The following is a 19467-nucleotide window of genomic DNA, read 5'->3' on the forward strand; positions in this document are numbered from 1 at the left end:
ATATAGGCGGACAGTATTTCAAATGTAGGTATCCGTACCGCTGCGCTGAGATCGTCCTCCTGCCTATCCTCTCAAAGTTCGACCGTTATGTTCCGGCCCGTCCGCCGACCTTACCGGTGTGAGCGAGGCATGGTGGGATAGAGGATCATGAGATGCTGTCGGTGATGATCGCGAACGCGCTGCTGGCCTTGTCAATCGCGGTGCCGTTCGGCCCGATTTCTTTGATGTGCGTGCAGCGGGCTTTGATCTTCGATCCCTGGCGGGCCCTCGCTTGTGGTGCCGGAGCATCGACCGCCCATGCGGTTTTCGCAGCATTCGCCTTTCTCGGCGCGCATTACGCCATCGGCCATGCTGTCGGCTTGAAACCGTTATTGCAGTCGATTTCCGGGCTCTTGCTATTCATTTTGGGTATCCGGATTCTGTTTTTGGCGCGGCGCGGTGATGTCTCCGCGCCTGTCACAGTTTCCGTGTCGGGGGATTTCGCGGCCGGGCTTACCATGGCGTTGTGCAATCCTACCACCATCCTGCGCTACATCGCGCTTTCCGGCTCGGACATATCCCAGGTGCGTGGGATTGTGGCGGGCCTCACCGCGACAATCTCCGGCGTCGTGCTCGGTACGGTCGTCTGGTATGCCGTCCTCGCCTGCTCGGCATCCGCAGTGCAGAGCAAGGTCTCAAGAGCCTTCCTCGCGCGGCTGAACTTCCTGTCTGGCGCTACGCTTGCCGTTATGGGGCTGTCGATGGTCGCTCTTTCCCGTAGCGGAGGCTAACTGCCGCCCTCCATATGGCAATCACAGTCGGCGGCGATGGGATGTTCTGCCGCGGCGACTTATCGCGTCGTCCATCTTAATAAGCGGGGTAATCGGTCGGCGAAGAAGGTTAGCCCTCAAAGCGCCAGAAGCAAGTGTCTGAAGATAGTATGGGATCCGCTACTGCGTGTCAGCTCAGGTTCTTCAAATAGAGCGAGAGCAGCTGCGTCTGCGAAGAGATGCCCAGCTTTCGATAGACATTCCGGCGGTGGACCTTCACCGTTCCTGTCGAAATGTTGAGCTTTAACCCAATCGATTCCGACGAATGGCCCTGCAACACCAGCTCGACGATGGCCGTTTCACGCACTGTTAGATTGAGATCGTGCCACACAGTGTCCGCACGGGGAGCATTTTTGCTTCTGCGCCGGCTTTTTCCCCTCGCCGCGAGCTGGGCATCGAAGCGCGGCCCCATCCCGGTCCAGTAATGTTTGACCATGCTGGCCACCAGTGCTTCAATCTTTTGTAGCATTGCAAACTCGGCGGGCGAAAAGGCCCCAGACTGTTCCCGCCGCATCAGTGACAGGACGACGGTAATGTTGCTATCAACGGGCACGAAGAAGCCGATCTCCTCGGCGAGACCTGTCTGGATGTAGTAGGTGCGATAATATTCGCTGGAGAAAAACCTGTCCGGCGCCAGTTCGCGCATCCGGAAGACACCTTCCTTCCGTTCGCGGGCGGTATGATAGAACGGGTCGAGCAGATAGGGACCGGCCTGGTAGAGCGTTACAAAAACGACGTGCTCGTCGCGATCGAAGGTGCTGTAGACATCGATCGGTCGTTCTTTTCCCCGATATGCGAAGACGACCACATAGTCGAAGCGCACGAGCGCCTTCATCATCTGTCGAAAGATATCGCCAAAGCCGTCATCCGTCATCGCAGCCTTGCCGATCAACGCATTGAAAGCCCTAAAAAGCGTCTCCACGTCGATATTCACTTGCCCTCCCTCCCCGCCATTCCGCATAAATCGCGGAAGCTGAATATACACCTTCCAGAAAGCGATTTCCGCCTAAATACCTCTTTCGGGGTATATACCGTCGAGGAAGCTCAGGCTTAGTCTTTCCTCAACGACGGTGGCAATACGGCAGCGATAGACTGCCATTCCAAACCAACCGCGGGGAACAGACGTGGCATCTGCTTCGACGAACGACATCGAATTCCGTTCGGTCACAAAGAATTATGGCGCCGTGACCGCCGTGACGGATATTAATCTCGCCGTGCCCAAGGGTGCCTTTTTGGCGCTGCTCGGCCCATCCGGTTGCGGCAAGACAACCTGCCTGCGCATGATCGGCGGCTTCGAACAACCGAGCGAAGGCACGGTGCTAATCGACGGGCGCGAGATGAATGGCGTTCCGGCATATCGCCGCCCGGTCAACATGGTCTTCCAGCATTATGCGCTGTTCCCACACTTCAATGTCGAGCAGAACGTTGCCTATGGGCTCAAACAGATGCGTCCGAAGATCAACGCGAAGGTGATCGACACACGGGTTGCGGAAGCGCTCGAAATGGTTCGGCTCAATGGTTTTGCAAAGCGCCGTGTCCATGAAATGTCAGGTGGGCAACAGCAGCGTGTTGCCCTTGCCCGTGCCATTGTCAACCGTCCTTCCGTATTGCTTCTCGATGAACCTCTCGCCGCGCTCGACAAGAAGCTGCGGTCTGCCATGCAGATCGAACTTCAGACCTTGCAGCGCGAACTCGGCATTACCTTCGTCCTCGTGACCCACGATCAGGAAGAAGCGCTTTCAATGGCCGATATCGTCTGCGTCATGAGTGCGGGACGGATCCGCCAACTCGGTCGGCCGCAGGAAGTCTATGATCAACCGGCAGATCTTTTCGTTGCCGATTTTGTCGGTAAGACGAACCGGATTGCCGCGACGATGGAAGCCGATGGGACGACGCTGAGGCTGTCGGACGGCTCGGCAATCGCCTCCGGCAAGCACCTCGCGTCGGGCGAAGTCATTGCTGCGTTGCGGCCTGAGGCAATCCATCTGGCGCGGAAGGGCGCGTCGCAAGGCGCCTCGTTCAAGGGAACGGTAACGCATCGGATTTTCCTCGGCTCGTCTGCCGAATATGCGGTCAGCGTGCCAGGGCTTGGCGATTTCCTGATCATGGCAGACCGGCGTAGCGTGAAAGAGAGCGACCTTGTGGAGCCCGGCGAAGAGGTTTTCCTCGGTTTCGATCCCACCGCTATCCATGTCTTTCCAGCATCGAATGCATAAACCAGAACAAGGGAACAGCATCATGAGCAAGGATTACAAGGCCAATCTGCCAATTTCAGCCGCTAGCTTCGTATATGAGTTCATGCGCCTGAAGCGCGGTTCGGTCAGCCGCCGTCACTTCCTCGGCGTCACCGGCCTCGGCCTTGCGACTGCAGTGCTGTCGCGCTTCCCGGGTGCCTTTTCGACGCCTGCCTACGCGGCCGAAGATCTGGGTACGCAGATGTCAATCGCTACATGGCCGAACTATCATGATCCGGCAACCTTCGAAAACTTCAAGGCGGCGACCGGCGTTGCCGTGGAAGTCAATGTGTTTGGATCAAACGAGGAAATGCTTGCCAAGCTACAGGCCGGGGCCTCCGGCTGGTCGCTCTTCGTGCCGACCAACTATACGATCGCCACCCATCACAAGCTCGGCCTGATCGATGAGCTCGACCTATCCAAAATTCCGAATTTCAGCCAGGCAACCGAGAGCCCGCGCTTTACCAAGGAGGGCCAGATAGACGGCAAGACCTATGCTGTGCCGAAAAACTGGGGCACGACCGGTTTTTCCGTCAACACGTCGAAGATCAAAACAAAGCTTGCCAGCTGGAAAGACTTTTTCGAGGTCGCCCAGACGGAAGCCGACGGCCGAGCTATGGTGCACGACTATCAGCTGACAACGATCGGCAGCGCACTTGTCTCACTCGGCTACGACTTCAATTCGATCAAGCCTGAAGAACTTGCCAAGGCAGAGGAGCTCCTGATCAAGGTCAAGCCGCATCTCTTCGCCATCAATTCCGACTATCAGCCATCCATGCGCTCAACCGACGCATGGCTGACCATGTGCTGGACCAATGATGGTGCGCAGCTCAACCGAGACATGCCGGAGCTTGCCTATGTGCTGGCCACCGACGGGGGCGAAATCTGGACGGACTACTATGCGATCCCGAAGGACGCGCCCAACAAGGCCGCGGGCTACGCGCTGCTCAACTACCTGATGGATCCACAGAACGCGGTAAAGGAGCATATCGCCAACGGCGCGCCCACCACCGACAGCCGCGTAATCGCGTTGCTGCCCAAGGAGGTGACGTCGAACAAAATCGTCTATCCAGACGAAGCAGCATTGACACCCCTCGAATTTGGCGCCGCTGTGACGCTTACCGATCCAGGCCGCGCCGAACTGATGGCCCGCTTCAAGTCGGCTTAGGTCCCCTCTGCATCTCGGCCTCCCCCCAACAGTGGGAAGGCCGGCCCAGTTCCAGATTCGGTTGATGAAGACCAGCCATGCTCCTGCCCCATGTCAATAAACAGCGCCTGATCACCGCGGCCCTCCTTGGCCCGGCCAGCATCTGGTTGTTCGTCTTTCTGGTGCTGCCTTTCATCGCCATCATCGTGTTCGCCTTCGGCGAACGAGCCCCTGAAGGCGGCTATCAGGCAGCTTTCACTTTCGAACAGTTCGTAAATCTCGGTGCGCGCTCGGCCGCCTTTGTCAACACGCTGATGTTGGCACCAATCGGAGCGGCAGCCTGCCTGGTCGTCGCCTACCCGGTTGCCTACTACCTAGCGGTCAAGGCGAGCCCGCAGCGCCGGCTGCTGCTCGTGTCCCTTGTCGTCGTTCCGTTCTGGACCAGCCTGCTGGTGCGCACCTATGCTTGGATGTATCTGCTGGGTGCGCGCGGCATTCCGCACTTGCTCGAATTTGTCGGCATTGAAAATGTAAGGCTGATCAACACGCCTGGCGCGGTGCTGCTCGGCATCGTCTACGGTTACCTGCCGCTGATGATCATGCCGATCTATGTCAGCCTGGAAAAGCTGGATCGCCGGTTACTCGAGGCCTCGGCCGATCTCGGTGCCAAGCCGGTCTCAACCTTCTTTGGCATCACGGTCCCGCTATCACTGCCGGGCGTGATGACGGGCATTGCACTGGTCACGATATTGCTTCTCGGCGAATATCTCATTCCGCAGCTTCTGGGTGGCGGCAAGGTCTTCTTCATCGGCAATGCACTTGTCGATCTCTTCCTGCAATCGCGCAACTGGCCGTTTGGTTCGGCGATTGCCGTTACATTGGTTGCGGTCGTCGTCATTGTGCTGCTTGTTGCCATGCGGATTGCCTGGCGCGTCGCCGGTACGCGGCAGGTGGATCTCATCTGATGCGCGCGCTCGTCACTTTCGTCTATCTCTTTCTTTATACGCCGATTGCGCTGGTGGTGCTGTTCTCCTTCAACGCAGGCCGTAATGCCAGCGAATTCACCGGCTTTTCCACGCAATGGTATGGCCGGGCGCTATCGAACACCTTTCTGATGGAAGCGTTGCGCAACAGTCTGATTATAGCCATCACCAGTGCAGCGTTGGCTGCGATCTTCGGCACCATGGCTGCCATCGGCATGGAGCGGCTCGGCACCCGAATACGCGCTATCTTCGACGCGCTCTTTGCGGCAGCAATTGTCGTGCCGGGCGTCGTTATCGGCATTGCCACACTTGTTGCACTCGTTGAAGTCTTTGGCGTTATCAATCCCGTCATCGCTACCCTCTGGCCGGGCGATCAACCGCCGAAGCTGGCGCTCGGCTACAGCTCCATTATTGCAGCACACGGGCTCTTTACCATGGCGCTGGTGACAATGATCGTCAAAGCACGCATCGCCAGCCTCGGTCGGGATATCGTAGAAGCCTCCAGCGATCTTTATGCAACGCCATTCACAACATTTCGGCTGATCGTTCTGCCGCAGATCATGCCGTCGATCCTGGCGGGCTTTCTCCTCGCCTTCACCTTTTCGTTTGACGATTTCATCATCGCCTTCTTCGTGGCGGGGTCGAATACAACCTTACCGATCTATGTCTTTGCCTCCATTCGCCGCGGCGTGACACCTGAAATCAATGCGATCGCGACGATGGTGCTCGTCGCCTCGCTCGTCCTTATTTTCATCGCGCGTTTCCTGATGCGCGAAAAGACAACGACAAACTGACCGGGGAAACTCCATGATACTGAGAGATCACGTTGCCATTATTACCGGCGCAGGCTCGGGCATTGGTAGAGCCGGCGCACAGATCATGGCGCGCGAAGGCGCCCATGTCGTCGCCGTCGATAAAAGCTTTTCGAATGCCGAAGAGACAGTAAAACTAATTACGGAGGCTGGCGGGAGTGCCGAAAGCCTCGTGGTCGACGTTACAGACGATGCGGCGCTTGAAGCCGGCATAGCCGATATCGCCGCACGTCATGGACGCATTGACATTCTGCACAATCACGCGGGTGCGCAAGTCGCCGGAGATCTGGAGCAGGTCGCGATCGAAGGCTTTGATAAGTCCTGGAGCCTGAATGTGCGAGCACATTTTATGGCAGCGCGTTTTGTCATGCCAATCATGAAAAAAGCGGGAAAAGGCGTGATCCTGAACACATCCTCATCATCTGGCGTGCTCTACGACCGCGAAATGATCGCCTACACGACGACCAAACATGCTGTCATTGCGATGACTCGTCAGATGGCAGGTGATTTTGCCAGGTTCGGCATTAGAGTGAATGCGCTTTGTCCGGGATGGGTCGATACGCCGTTCAATGAGCCCTTCATCACGCAGATGGGCGGACGTAGAGCCATTGAAGACTATATTGCTGAGCGGGTCCCGCTAGGCCGCTGGGCGGATGTTTCTGAGATAGCCGAACCGATCCTGTTTCTGGTCTCGGACCGTTCGTCCTACATGACAGGGCAAATCCTCGTAGTCGATGGCGGCGAGACCGTCGTTTAGACTGAGCTAACGGATATCTTTCTACCTCAGTTAGCAGTGCCTTGCATTGATCCCGCCTATACGGTGTGCGACGACTAGGCACGCGATCCGCAGTCGATCAATGTGACCCTCAAGCAGCGTGCGAACATGGCGGGCTAGGACAGAGGTGAGTTTTTCGGCGGCCGGGATGAGGTCCGATTACCTAACGAAGGCCGCCAAGAGCGGTAACTTGCTGCCTGAGGCGATGGAATAGTCAGGGCATCGCTCAATGCACACATCAACCTGTTACAAGAATGCGACGCGGCGGAGTGGCAGGGCAGCACGGTTACTGCGCAACTTCAACAAAGCTGACAGCAAATGCCGCCTTGCGGAGAGCGGGGAGCGTTCGTTCCTTTGGGGAGAGCGGCCGACCAGATTGTCAAACCACCAATATTTCTCGTTCTGGCTATGGTAGCTACTCCCGCCCAATTGGGAAATCAGCGGTATGGACCAACCAGCCGATAAAGGGTGGGCAGCCTCGCAGCGGCAGGCCGCATCATGATGAGAAGGCCCGCTAAAAGACTAAGCATTGGGGATGCGAGAGTTCCAAAAGCGAGGCACTGACGGGCACCTGGTGCCTGATAGGCTCGCTCATAGAAACCATTAATCCGCCGAATGCACACGATCTCGAAGATGCTGGCTACGGTTCTGTTAAGCGATGAAACGCGCGAGAGGCCAGGGCAATAAAACAATGTTCTTACAGCACCAAGGAACGCAACAATGACAACGGGAATATGAAGCAGAACATCCTTGTTAAAATAAGACGATACTTTATCAGATAAGGATGATATACCGAGGTATTGTCATCATCCAAGACTTACGCGACCGTATCGATATTTGCATCGTATCAGGGACTGTATTTCGATGGGTTTTCTCTCATCTATCGACGACATGAAGATGGTGGCGTGGTACGCAATACTCCTTGGCGCCGTTTTGGGGTGTCTTACTGCTGTTTGTGGCATCGTTGCCTTGTTGGCCGATCACAGAATTAAAATTCTTCAGACACAGGATCGATCAGAAGCTAGCGCAAAATCTTCCATTTCTGTTCCGAACGGGGACGTGTCGATCGGTGGTTATGACCCCAGTAAGCCGAGGCTGATACTCATCGCGGCGGGCGGATCAGATACTCGAAATTACGCGACGCAACTCGTGGCAGCTCTGAGGACGACCTATGATGTTGCGTTTGCCAAGGTTCACGTGACACCCGACATGCCCTCGATCGTGCAGTATTTCAAAGATATGACAGACCTCAAAGCGGCGATTGAAATAATAGAAACCAGCGGCGGAAAACCCCTGCCTTTGGCTATAAAGCCTCAACTCCCCGCATCTCTTCGAATACTGGCTCCCCGAGCCTCGATCATCTTCGTGGGACAGAACGCGGCAATCTTGTTTTGAAGTTGGGCTCGCGGTAACTTAGGCACGTCTGCGCTTTCACGTCAAAAGCATAAAAGAGCCTATTAACCTGGTCTTTTGCGTGCTGTCGGGTGATGGAGAAAACTGTCATTGTCCCTCCTTAATCAGCGAACTTCGACACATTGTAGTTCTTGGTGCAATCTTAACCGCAACAATGTCCCGGCGCAAAACGCTAGCTGGCAACCCTTCCAGGTCGCTGAACGCCTCAACCCCGACAGCAGAGTGACGACGATACTGTGTGAGCAAGAGCAAGCGACGAAAGATTATTTGCCGACTGTCAGTATTCAAACGCTTACCGCCAGATTAGAGTCCCAAGACGTTATAGGGCGGTCGCATTAACATTATATCGGGACGGAGGCGGCTGCAGGGCAAGTCAACTTGTGCACCCGTATAGCGCGCTGGCGGAGGGTGCCCAGCGGGCTACAACGCCCAATTGAAGGCCGCTTTCCGCCATGAACGGTTGCCTCCTCACCGTGAAGGTAATTGCTGATATCTCGGATACCTGATGAACGAAGGCAACGAACAGCGCTACGACGGCCGGAAGCAGATGAAGAGATCGCGACCCGATTGACGGTCAACCACTGGGCCTCCGGCGACGTCATCTCGGCCCCTGGGGTGGCTGAACGCCTTTCTGCGCAATTGCTGCTAAGTAGACCTCTTTCAATGCTAACAGAGACAAAGCAAATGATTGTTCGGCCGCTGTTTCATTTCGCCAACCTAGTTATTTCCAACGTAGCTTCGCCAACCACCATGATCACTGATATCTGGCTGACCTTTGGTGGCCATTGCCTCGCAAAGGAATCCGGTCACTGTCGTCCCATCGGAAAGCGACATCTTTCCAACGCCGAGCGGAGCGGGAATTCTGCCGATGAAATCGCCAAAGCCCGCGACCGGAAGCGCCCAAACTTCAACTGAAATCGGCGCGCCGTCACTCGCAACACGGATCAAGCCCGGTTTTGGCGGTACGGTTCCTTGAAGCGCAAACAGTCTGTAGTCTCTCGTTGTTTGAGCGGTTCGGCGGAAGACACCACCGCGCTCTGTCAGTTCGTGATTGAGTGGCATGCCGGACAAGTGTGCACCGACCACAGCAATCTCGCGATAATCCTGGGGTAAGGGCAACTCTTCAGTCGCAGGATAGGCGTTGTCGAATTTGCCGAGCTTTAGACCCGTCGCCTTATGGAACGCCGCTGCAATCCCGGCTGCGCGAGCCTCTTCAAAGCTCCGCGCGAGGAATGTCACGCCGAGCGGCAGGCCATCGTTCCGGAAACCATTAGGAACGGCAATGCCACAAAGCCCCATCAGGTTGACAAAATTCGTGTAGATGCCGAGGTTGCTGTTGAGTTGGATTGGGTTCGCCGCGACTTCCTCCTTCGTGTAGATCGTCGGCGTTGTCGGCACCATGAGGACGGAAACGTCATCCCAGACTGCCCGCGTGTCCCGCTTTAGTTCTGCGATGCGATGAATCGCTGCGAAGGCGTCGAGTGCGGAAAAGCTCCCAGAACGTGAAAGGATTTGCCGCGTGACAGGATGAATGGCTTCGCCATATTGGGCAAGAACACGATCAAGGCTGAGCGCTCGCTCAGAAATCCATGGCCCTTCATAGAGAATGCGCTGAGTTTCCTCAAAGGGCGTAAAGTCCACCTCGACTTTTTCACCACCCATTGCTGTCAGACGCTGGATTGCTTCGTCAAAAAGACGTTCAGCTTCGGTATCCCCGAAAAAGCGAAGTGCGGCTTCCGCGGGCACCCCGAACCGGAAGTGCGGGGGCGCTACGACTGGTGTGAGCGCGACAGCATCGGCCTCCGGCTTGGAAAACGGATAGGAGGGGTCATAACCGGCGATCAATTCGAGAACCTTCATGCCGTCCTCGACCGTTAAGGAGAAGATCGAAAGCGTTTCGATGGTCTTGACGCATCCGCCGCCGGAAACGCAGGCATTGCTGACAAGGCCAGGAGTCGGCTTGATACCCACGATGTTGTTGAAGCCGGCGGGAACGCGCCCAGATCCGGCAGCGTCATTGGCGATAGAAAAACTGCTAAGGCCGGCTGCGACCGATACGCCGGAACCGGAACTAGAGCCACCAGAGATGAAGCGCTCGTCGAATACGGACGAGCAAGCACCGTAAGGAGAGCGCATGCCAACCAAGCCGATACCGAACTGATCCATGTTGGTCTTTCCGATCAGCAAAGCGCCCGCCTCGAAGATCCTGTCGAGCGCCTGTCCACTAGAGGTGGCGACATAGGCGCTTTCCTTCAGAGCATTGGTTGTCGGAAGCCCGACTATGTCGTTGCAGTCCTTGACTGAAAACGGAATCCCCCAGAGAGGACGACCGTCATACCCTTGCTTTTCAAGCGTGCTTGCGGCTGCTAGGGCAGTTTCGCGCGGAACGAGGTAAATCCAGACATGGTCGTTTTCGCGAGCTTCGATTCGATCGTAGATCGCGTTGATCACACGGGTTGGCGTCAAGGCGCCGCTCAAATACGCCTTCGTCAGGGTCGTAAGATCGAGACTGCCGGTTGCGTCGGTCCAAGCCATTTCGGACATGGTATGCTCCTAGAGATTCTTGAGGGCCGCGTGGACGTCGGTGGAGGTGGCTACTGTGCCGAACAAGCCGTTTCCGAAGGTGGTTATCTGCAGCTGAGCACTGTGACGCGCCGAAGATGTGCCCTTGCATGCATCGGACACCGTCAGGCACTCAAAGCCCATGTCGTTGGCCGCGCGCTGGGTGGCATGTACGAGCCCTTCCGTTGGAAGCCCGGTAATAAGCAGATTGCGGATTCCGCGCTGACGTAAGGTCGCTTCGAGGCCGGTGTCGAAGAAGGCGTTATCACCCGCGATATCGATGATGATGGTCTCGGCCGAAAGCGACAGCCGCTCGTCCATGCGCCATTCCTCGCTGCCATATTGAGGAATAGCATCCCCCAGTATCCGTCGTCTGGCAGCCATCGGGTTTTCGTGCGGACCATAACCTCGACGAACGGCGACTGTTGCAAGTCCGTGTGACATTGCTGTCTTCAGAAGATCTGTTGCCGTGGCTAGTTCGGCCTCAGCGCCCAGCTTTGCGACTGCTGCGTGTTGGAAGCCGAGCAAGAATAAAACAGTATCGTTAGCCGACCAGCATCCATCGAACGGCCAGGCATAAGGTTGGGCTGTAACCGGTTTGAACGTCTTGTCTGCGGGTTCAACCATTGGCCTGCTCCAGCATCTGATGGAAGGCTACGCGATTGGCGACGCCACCCCACCGACCGCCATAGGCCTTCAGGATGTCAAGTGTGGCGTCGTGGTTCTGGCTCTCGACAGCTGCCGTGCAATCTTCCAGCAAGACGCATTCAAATCCGTGCTCATAGCTGTCACGCATCGTGGATTGCACGCAACAATCCGACGTAACGCCGGTTATGATCAGACGCGTGATACCGCGCCTTTTGAGTTCATCAGCAAGCTTCGTGCGATGGAACGACGACTTTCCCGGTTTGTCGAGGACGAGCTCACCGTCGAGGGGCGTAAGTTCTGGAATGATTTGCCAACCGGGCTCACCATGAACAAGGATACGGCCATTCTTGCCGGCATCGCCAATACCAAGGCCATGAGCCCGAGTACGCCACTGCTTATTTACATGGAGGTCCGAAAGATCGGGAAGGTGCCCTTCCCGCGTATGAATAACGCTCAGCCCCTCGGCCCTCGCCGCATCCAGGACTTCGCGAATGGGCTCTATGACCGAGCGAGTGTTGGACACATCCTCGCCAAGCTGGTCAACCCACCCCCCAGGTGCGCAGAAATCAACCTGCATATCGATGATAACGAGCGCTATGTTTTGCTTTGAGATCGGGCCACCAAGCGGCCAGAACTCCGAAGCTTCGAAAGGCGTCATAGCGAGACCCCCGTTTGCGCGTCAAAGAAGAGAACAAGGCCGGGATCGATCGTGCAGCTGACCATCTGGTCTCGGGAAATACGATAACTGCTGTCGACCAAGGCTTTCAGCTTAGGGGCCGTTTTCATCAGGTCGCGTTCGTCTTCCACCATATTGGCATGACCAATTTCGATCCCATGCCCGTCCAAGTGCAGCAGAAGGGTCGCGCCGAGGTCTTCCACGAAGCTTGCTCGTGCCGAAATCGCTCCTCGCGTGCCTGCCTCGGTCGCGATCTTCAGATGTTCTGGCCGGATACCGAGAATAACTTTCTCGCCAATCTTCGAGGACAGCCGATCACCGGATGCGCCGAGTGGCAGGATAAATTCGCCGCAGGATGCGGCGGGCGCGTTCTCAAAAGCAATGACGTCCGCCTGAATGAAGTTGATCGGTGGAGAGCCGATGAAACTCGCGACGAACATATTGGCAGGATTGTCGTAAAGCCGCCTTGGCGTATCGAGTTGCTGGATTGTCCCGCGGTTCATAACGGCGACGCGTTGGCCCATCGTCATGGCCTCAACCTGATCATGCGTGACGTAGACGGTGGTGACTGCCGTCATACGCTGTAAGCGGGCAATTTCCGCACGCATTTGGCCACGCAGCCGTGCGTCGAGATTAGAAAGAGGTTCATCCATCAAGAAGGCATTCGGCGAGCGCACGAGCGCGCGCCCCATAGCAACACGCTGCCGCTGTCCGCCAGAAAGCCGGGCAGGTTTGCGATCCATGAACTCAGTGAGCTCAAGAAGCTGTGCAGTGTCACTCACCTTTCGGGCGATCTTTTCGGGCTGGATGCCGCGAACTTTAAGACCGAAGGCAATATTTTCTGCCACCGTCAAATGCGGATAGAGCGCATAGGACTGGAACACCATCGCAATGTCCCGATCCCGCGGGGCGAGATCATTGGCAACAGCGTCGTTGATCTTGAGCGTTCCGCTGGAAATATCCTCGAGCCCCGCGATCATGCGTAACGCGGTCGTCTTTCCGCAGCCCGACGGCCCGACAAGAACCAGAAATTCACCGTCGTTGATATCAAGGTTGAAATCGACCAAAGCAGGGGCCTTGCCGCCCGGGTAGGTCTTAGTCACGTTGTTGAATGAGATCTGGGCCATGCTATTGGTCCTATTGTACGCCGTTGGTCGCGCCCTGTACGAAATAGCGGTTCATCACTAGCGCCATCAGGACAATCGGTATCGTTGAAAAGTGAGCGAGTGCCCCAAGCGTGCCCCACGTTATGTCTTTCGTGCCATAGGCCGTCAGGAGTGCGACCGAGATCGGCTTTGAATCGAGCGTGGTCAGGAACATGGCGTGTAGGAAATCATTCCATGAAAACATCATGCAGAACAAGGCGCACGCAATGATCCCAGACCGTACGGCTGGCACGGCGACCCTCAGGAAAGACCCCATCTGCGTACACCCATCCGTGAGTGCGGCTTCCTCCATGTCAGGCGGCAACGCCTTGAAATAGGAGAACATCATCCACGTCACGAAGGCGCAATTGAGCATCGTGTTGAATACGATGACTGCCCACCACGTCCCAAGCAACCCAACATCGCGCATGAGGAGATAAAACGGGATCAGGGCGGCGACGGCAGGAATCATGCGGATTGCCAGAAAGAAATAGGCAAAGCCTGCCGAAAAGCGTGACCTGGATCGCGCCAACGCATATCCGGCTGGAACGCCCAAAAGGAGCGACAAAAGCGTGGCGCCAACGCTGATGATCAGCGACGAACGGACGAGCGAAGCCACATCAAAGAGCGCGAAGGCTTGACGGAACTGATCCAACGTTGGTTCAAAAGTCAGCCGAGGCGGAACCGAAAATATTTGATTGGAAGGCTTGTAGGCTGTTGAGATCAGCCACAAGACAGGCATCAAAAACAAGATCGTCACAATCAGAACTGTCGTTCGTTCGGCAACGATACGCCGTACAGAGACTTTCGCCATCGGCCTACCTTCCGTTAATTCTGACATCAGCGCGACGCACGACGAGCAGCAGGACGGTCGCGATCACAGCGATGAATAGCAGAGTTACATTTCCCACCGCCGACGCAAAGCCGACGTTGAAGAACTGCAAACCCTCTTTCACACCGAGCATCATCAGGGTGTTGGTGGCATCGTTTGGCCCGCCCCCGGTGGTAACAAACACAGAGTCAAATACCCGAAAAGCATCCATTGTTCTCAGCGTGAGTGCCAGGAATACCGACGGCAACATCAGCGGTAGGATCAGCATACGAAAGCGTTGCCACGCTGTTGCGCCATCGACCAGTCCTGCTTCCAGCACATCCCCTGGCAGTGCTTTGAGTCCGGCAAGCAGAATGAGGGTCATCAGGGGCGTCCACTCCCAGCAGTCGATAAAGATGAGGACCCATAAAGCCGTTCCGGCGTCTGTGAGTAACCCGCTCCGAGGGCCAATGCCGGCTTCTGACAAGAAGAAGCCAATGATGCCGTAATCCGCGCCGAGCATAGCCTTGAATATCAGTCCGACGACCAGAGGCGTGATTGTTGATGGAACGAGAAGGAAGGCGAGGATGATACGGTTGAAACGGCTATCGCGCCATAAAAGCAACGCCAGCGCAAAACCCAAAAAAAGCTGCAGGGCCACGCTGAAAAAAGTGAATTGAAACGTGTTAAGGACCGCCCTTCGCGTCGAGGCATCGGAAAAGATGTCGATGTAGTTTTGGAAACCGATGAACTGAGTTCGTGCAGGCTTTAGAAGATTGTATTTGTAGAAGCTGTAACCGATACCTTGTGCAAGCGGCCAAAGCCCAACCGCAGCAACATAGAGAACGGCGGGAGTTGCCATCAAGAAGAGGAATAACCTGCGGCGGTCGGAGAAGCTGTATCGCATGGTCTGGATGTACTCATTCAATGGAGGGCCACCTGGGCGGAGCGATCTCGCGACTGAAATAGCAAGATGTGCGGGCTCCCAAAAAAGACCGAGCGGCTGGAGTTCACGCGCCGTCGGGCAGACGGCGCGTGAGACTTTATCAGAACAACTTCTTGGCGGCTTGTTGGGCCTTTCCAAGGGCTTCTTCCGGTGTTGCGGCGCCGGCAAGAACTGAATTGACGGCAGTTCCGAGCAGATCTTGTATTTCAGGATATTCTGGGNATCAGAACAACTTCTTGGCGGCTTGTTGGGCCTTTCCAAGGGCTTCTTCCGGTGTTGCGGCGCCGGCAAGAACTGAATTGACGGCAGTTCCGAGCAGATCTTGTATTTCAGGATATTCTGGGATGCGCGGGCGGAATTCGCCGTTGCCATGCTCGTAGGTTTCGGCAATGACCGGCAGGAAGTCGTACTTGGCAAGTAGGTCAGGGTCCGTCATTTCGCTCTTGCGCATAAAGCCACCTGCACCGAGCATATTGAATTCTTTATGAATTTTCTTGCTTGTAACCCATTTGATGAAGGTCCATGCAGCTTCTTGCTTCGGCTTGTCGATATCAGCATTGATCGCCAGCCCCCAGCCACCGACGCCATATTGCGGCGTCATGCCGGAGGCAACCGGCGCCACCGCAATGCCAGCCTTGCCGACAATGTTAGACACTTTCGGATCGGAATAGGCGGGTGCCCCAACAGACCAGGTTTGCATGAAGGCCGCCATACCCTGGCGGAAGCTTTCCTCGCGTCCGCCCCAGTCATATTCAATAGCGCCGGGAGGCGCTGCTTCGGTGAAGAGTTCCTTGTAGACTGCAAGGCTCTTGATATTTGCGGGAGAGTTGAGAGCCGGGTTACCATCTTTGTCCAATATGGAGCCGCCCAGCTGATTGTTATATTGCATCCAATCTTGGGCGACTGCCGGACCTTTCTGACCATTGGCGACAAAGCCATATTGCTTCTTCGACGGGTCAGTCAGCTTCTTGGCATCGGCAACCAATTCCTCCATCCTCGCCGGCGGCTTCAGCCCGGCCGCGTCGAGAAGGTCCTTGCGATAGGCAAGCACGTTGGCATAGGCAGCAAGAGGAAATGCGACATAGCGATCGTGATATTGACCGAGCGATTTCAGCGCCACCGGATAGATGTCATCTAGATCGAGTTCAGCAGCGTCACGCTTGACCCAATCCGTCAGATCAACCGAATACTTGTTCTCTGAATAGACGCCGGCCCATACGATATCCATGGTCACCAAATCGTAACCCTTGGTATCGCCGACGAAATCCGCCGTCGTCTTAGTCAACAGCGTTCCATAATCCATGATTTCGATCTTGAGGTCCGCCCCAGTCTCCTCCTTGAATTTTGGCGCAAGTTTTGTCAGGACGTTCGCGAAACCGTCGTTCATCGAGGCAATCGTCAAGGTGACGCCGTCGAGCGACTTGGCTTGCGTAAATGCTGTGGTAGCCAAGAGAGCAGCAAATGCTGTGACCACGACATGCCCGGATGATTTCAGTCTTAACGATAAAGCTTTTGTCACGGCTGCCAGCCTTTCCCGTTCTGGAGTTGATTGACGAAAGGTTACCGCGACGCCCTATCAAGTCAAACAAAAAATCACAAAAATAACATTTAACAATCAGTGGGCAGTGCGCTGCTTAAGTCTTCACCAGACTGCTCAAATGATCGCCAACCTGTTGTCAAATATTTCGGCAAATTCGAATCATCACTAATAAGCTTGTTTTCAGAAGTATTTTTTGACATTTTCATTGTATTCTACGACCATACGTCGGATCTTAAGCTTATCTCGGAGTCGAAGTTAACGATCGCGCCGTAAGAAGCAAAATAACAATTTCAAACACTTTGGAACTTTTGATGTTTGGCGGATCAACTGAAGTCGCTGGAGTGGTGCCCAATGCATCAAGAACATCCTATCGAAATCTCAAAGCAGCGCGCCAAAGAGCACGTTAGGCGGCTCGCACAGCTCGAAAAGCAAGTGAAGAACGACCTCGAGTGCATTGAGGCAGCGCCGCGTGACTGGGTGCCGGAGCGGCGAGATGGGTCCGGCATGATTATCACTGATGTTGTTATCGTGGGCGCGGGTCTGTCGGGCCTTTCGCTTGCATTCGGATTGAGGCGCCAAGGAATTCATCGCATCCGCCTGATCGACGCAGCTCCAGCTGGTCGTGAAGGACCATGGTTGACGACGGCGCGGATGCGCACGCTGAGGTCCCCAAAAACGCTCAGCGGTCCTGATCTTGGTGTACCGAGTCTCACATATCGTGCTTGGCACGACGCGATCTATGGCGAAGCGAGCTGGGAAGCGCTCGATAAGATCGAGCGGACCGACTGGGTGGATTATCTTGCCTGGTTCCGCTTGATTCTAGGGCTACCAGTCGAGAATGGCGTCAGACTTCTGTCTATATCGCAAGAGCAAGACTATCTGCGGCTGTCTGTTGAAAGAGATGGCAAGCCTGCCGATCTCACCTGCCGCAAGGTGGTGCTTGCGACCGGACTGGAGGGCGCGGGCGGGTTGAACATACCCCGGCTCATCAAAACTACGTTGCCTCGCGAGCGATGGACACATAGCGGCGAAGCAATAGATGTCAGTTCGCTTGCAGCTAAGCGAATTGGGGTCGTCGGTTCGGCTGCATCCAGCTTCGATTGGGCCGTAGCGGCACTCGAAGCTGAGGCCGAAAGTGTAACGGTACTGGCACGCTCTCAAACGCTTGCCCGTACCGAGGTTCTTGATTGGTCAAATTTTCCAGGTTTCCTGAATCACTTTGCTGATCTCGACGATATTAGCCGATACCGTTTTACCCGCCGGATGTTTGCGTTTAAGACGCCGCCTACCAACGAAATGTTCAACCGAGCGACAGCTTTCCAAAACTGCTTGCTGGTGACCGGCGCCCAAATACGGTCAATCGCTATGGAAGGTAACCAAGTTAGGATCGGAACGACGGCAGGCGATTTTTTCTTCGACCATTTGCTGCTCGGAACCGGTTATTGCGTCGACCTGGCTCAAAGACCGGAACTTGCTGCTCATATCGACAAGATCGCAACCTGGGCCGACCGCTTCACACCACCGGCCGGCGAGGAAGATAACATCCTTCTGACCTATCCCTATCTTGGCTCTGCTTTCGAGCTGCAGGAAAAGATTGTAGGGACGTTACCGATGCTCGCCAACATCCACCTTTTCAACAGCGCGGCCGTTCCAAGCCTCGGCCCAATCTGCAACGGCATAACGGGGCTTAAGTCAGGGATCCCCAAGCTGGTTTCGGGAATTTCTCGCGGCCTTTTCGCCCACGATGTCGAGCATTTCTACCAGCTGCTCGACAGCTTTGACAAATTGCATTTTCAACCCGATGGCATAGGGATCTAATTGGCGGCAGGACTACTCAATCAGTCTGAGCCGTTTTGCTGCGGCCACCTTGTAAAGCCTATCCCCTGTATAGCGATATTCCTCGAAGGCGGAAAAGACGAGCGAATGGTCGTGCTCGTCGTTTGACGCCACCGCAGCGCTTGCAATCGCCTGATCATCAGGCAGCGGCAAGGAACGCCAGGCCTCCATAAGATCCTTCGTCGGCGGCAGCGGCATGTCAATTTTGGTATAGAGGGCAAAAACGACTTCCCAGAAATGCATGACCAAATACTGCGGTTCATCCACATAGGGACTGACCAGCCGTAGCCAATGGCACCCAGTCACGGCGTGAAGAGCTTCGAAGCTCATCGTGCCAGCGTAGAGGGAGAGAGCTGCAGGACGGATAAGGTCTAAGAAATCCGGACCAGCTGCCATCCGTCCGAGGCGCTGGTGAAACTCTGGAACCTTTCCCATCGCCTCGATCCACTTCCACAGCAAATGCGTGGGCGCGTTAAGCCCATAGAGACTTGGTTCGCTGCGCATGTCGACCAGATATTCGAGCGGATCTGTGACGGCACGCTCCCGGTCGGCGGGAACACCTTCATAAGCCAAATAGGTGGCAGCCCAATAACCGAGCGAGGCTGCTACCTCGGTATCGTCTGACCGCAAAAGCGCGTAAGCGAGCCGCATCAGGCCGTGTGTCGCCGAGGCCGCGACACCGGGTGCGAGCGTTGGAAGGTACTGTCGCACGGCGGCCTCTCGGCCGATCCTGCCAACGACAGTTTCGAAGAAATTTCGCAAGTCTGTTTCGCGTGCGCGATCGCCCAACGCGCTGAGCCAGCTCGCTTCATTGACAGGTGCGACCGCAAGCGGCGGGAAAGGTACAGCGTGGGTGCCGATATAGTGTTCGGCAAATTCCTCTAGCCGCGAGGTAGTAGCGCCAAGACGCGCCATAGCTTCCAACACCATCGGCAGATGATTGGCAAGGTAGACAGGAAATTCGCCGCTACGTCGGCCAACCTCGCCGATGAGCGCCCTCAGCGGCGCCTCGACCGCTATGTCCGGATAGGGGCCGGCAGGTCCTAACGCGCTTTCGGCTTGGAGCATGGTATATATCCTGTCGTGTTGATCTTCGGCTTCACGGGAGCCATTGTTTGATTAAACAGAAC

General features: G+C 55.8%; 17 protein-coding genes. 8 read left to right on the forward strand and 9 right to left on the reverse strand.

Annotated features, from left to right (window positions below; genetic code table 11):
- Window positions 1-152 precede the first annotated feature (152 nt).
- Window positions 153-770, forward strand: coding sequence for a LysE family translocator (locus VQ830_RS25190; protein ID WP_337270913.1), 618 nt, complete (start codon window positions 153-155; stop codon window positions 768-770).
- Window positions 771-939: 169 nt separating this feature from the next.
- Here VQ830_RS25190 and VQ830_RS25195 read toward each other — a convergent pair whose 3' ends face one another.
- Window positions 940-1743, reverse strand: a complete 804-nt coding sequence (locus tag VQ830_RS25195; RefSeq protein WP_337270914.1) for a helix-turn-helix transcriptional regulator — start codon at window positions 1741-1743, stop codon at window positions 940-942.
- A gap of 190 nt (window positions 1744-1933) precedes the next feature.
- Between VQ830_RS25195 and VQ830_RS25200 the strand changes: the two genes are divergently transcribed.
- From VQ830_RS25200 to VQ830_RS25230, 6 genes are all read left to right on the forward strand, one after another.
- Window positions 1934-3025 carry an ABC transporter ATP-binding protein gene (locus VQ830_RS25200; protein ID WP_337270915.1) on the forward strand — a complete coding sequence of 364 codons (1092 nt, stop codon included), beginning with the start codon at window positions 1934-1936 and terminating at the stop codon, window positions 3023-3025.
- 22 nt (window positions 3026-3047) lie between these two features.
- Window positions 3048-4211 (forward strand): polyamine ABC transporter substrate-binding protein, encoded by a 1164-nt coding sequence (locus VQ830_RS25205; protein WP_337270916.1) that lies wholly within the window; start codon window positions 3048-3050, stop codon window positions 4209-4211.
- Between the two features lie 77 nt (window positions 4212-4288).
- Window positions 4289-5155, forward strand: coding sequence for an ABC transporter permease (locus tag VQ830_RS25210; protein WP_337270917.1), 867 nt, complete (start codon window positions 4289-4291; stop codon window positions 5153-5155).
- Window positions 5155-5967 (forward strand): ABC transporter permease, encoded by an 813-nt coding sequence (locus VQ830_RS25215; protein WP_337270918.1) that lies wholly within the window; start codon window positions 5155-5157, stop codon window positions 5965-5967. The genes VQ830_RS25210 and VQ830_RS25215 overlap by 1 nt, the downstream gene beginning before the upstream one ends.
- Window positions 5968-5980: 13 nt before the next feature.
- A complete protein-coding gene (locus VQ830_RS25220) occupies window positions 5981-6742 on the forward strand; it encodes an SDR family NAD(P)-dependent oxidoreductase (RefSeq protein WP_337270919.1) in 762 nt (253 codons plus the stop codon).
- Window positions 6743-7624: 882 nt separating this feature from the next.
- The gene (locus VQ830_RS25230) at window positions 7625-8155 is read left to right on the forward strand and encodes a hypothetical protein (protein WP_337270920.1); all 531 of its coding nucleotides are present in this window, start codon (window positions 7625-7627) and stop codon (window positions 8153-8155) included.
- 735 nt (window positions 8156-8890) lie between these two features.
- Here the strand turns inward: VQ830_RS25230 and atzF are convergent.
- The 7 genes from atzF to VQ830_RS25265 form a co-directional block, all read right to left on the reverse strand.
- Window positions 8891-10717, reverse strand: coding sequence for an allophanate hydrolase (gene atzF, locus VQ830_RS25235; protein WP_337270921.1), 1827 nt, complete (start codon window positions 10715-10717; stop codon window positions 8891-8893).
- A gap of 9 nt (window positions 10718-10726) precedes the next feature.
- On the reverse strand, window positions 10727-11362 hold the full coding sequence (locus VQ830_RS25240) for a cysteine hydrolase family protein (protein WP_337270922.1): 636 nt from the start codon (window positions 11360-11362) through the stop codon (window positions 10727-10729).
- Window positions 11355-12041, reverse strand: a complete 687-nt coding sequence (locus tag VQ830_RS25245; protein ID WP_337270923.1) for a cysteine hydrolase family protein — start codon at window positions 12039-12041, stop codon at window positions 11355-11357. Before VQ830_RS25245 ends, VQ830_RS25240 begins: the two co-directional genes overlap by 8 nt.
- A complete protein-coding gene (locus VQ830_RS25250) occupies window positions 12038-13186 on the reverse strand; it encodes an ABC transporter ATP-binding protein (protein WP_337270924.1) in 1149 nt (382 codons plus the stop codon). The genes VQ830_RS25245 and VQ830_RS25250 overlap by 4 nt, the downstream gene beginning before the upstream one ends.
- 10 nt (window positions 13187-13196) lie before the next feature.
- Window positions 13197-14018: a carbohydrate ABC transporter permease gene (locus VQ830_RS25255; protein ID WP_337270925.1), complete on the reverse strand. Its 822-nt coding sequence runs from the start codon at window positions 14016-14018 to the stop codon at window positions 13197-13199.
- Between the two features lie 4 nt (window positions 14019-14022).
- Window positions 14023-14922 (reverse strand): carbohydrate ABC transporter permease, encoded by a 900-nt coding sequence (locus VQ830_RS25260; RefSeq protein WP_337270937.1) that lies wholly within the window; start codon window positions 14920-14922, stop codon window positions 14023-14025.
- A 262-nt stretch (window positions 14923-15184) separates the two neighbouring features.
- Window positions 15185-16435 carry an ABC transporter substrate-binding protein gene (locus VQ830_RS25265; RefSeq protein ID WP_337270938.1) on the reverse strand — a complete coding sequence of 417 codons (1251 nt, stop codon included), beginning with the start codon at window positions 16433-16435 and terminating at the stop codon, window positions 15185-15187.
- 417 nt (window positions 16436-16852) lie between these two features.
- On the opposite strand from VQ830_RS25265, the gene VQ830_RS25270 reads away from it, so the two are divergent.
- Window positions 16853-18319, forward strand: coding sequence for an FAD-dependent oxidoreductase (locus tag VQ830_RS25270; protein ID WP_337270926.1), 1467 nt, complete (start codon window positions 16853-16855; stop codon window positions 18317-18319).
- A 12-nt stretch (window positions 18320-18331) separates the two neighbouring features.
- On the opposite strand, the gene VQ830_RS25275 is transcribed toward VQ830_RS25270, so the two are convergent.
- On the reverse strand, window positions 18332-19405 hold the full coding sequence (locus VQ830_RS25275) for a questin oxidase family protein (protein WP_337270927.1): 1074 nt from the start codon (window positions 19403-19405) through the stop codon (window positions 18332-18334).
- Window positions 19406-19467: the final 62 nt, after the last annotated feature.

Origin of the sequence: Oryzifoliimicrobium ureilyticum (assembly GCF_037199735.1) — a bacterium.
Lineage (GTDB): Bacteria > Pseudomonadota > Alphaproteobacteria > Rhizobiales > Rhizobiaceae > Rhizobium > Rhizobium ureilyticus.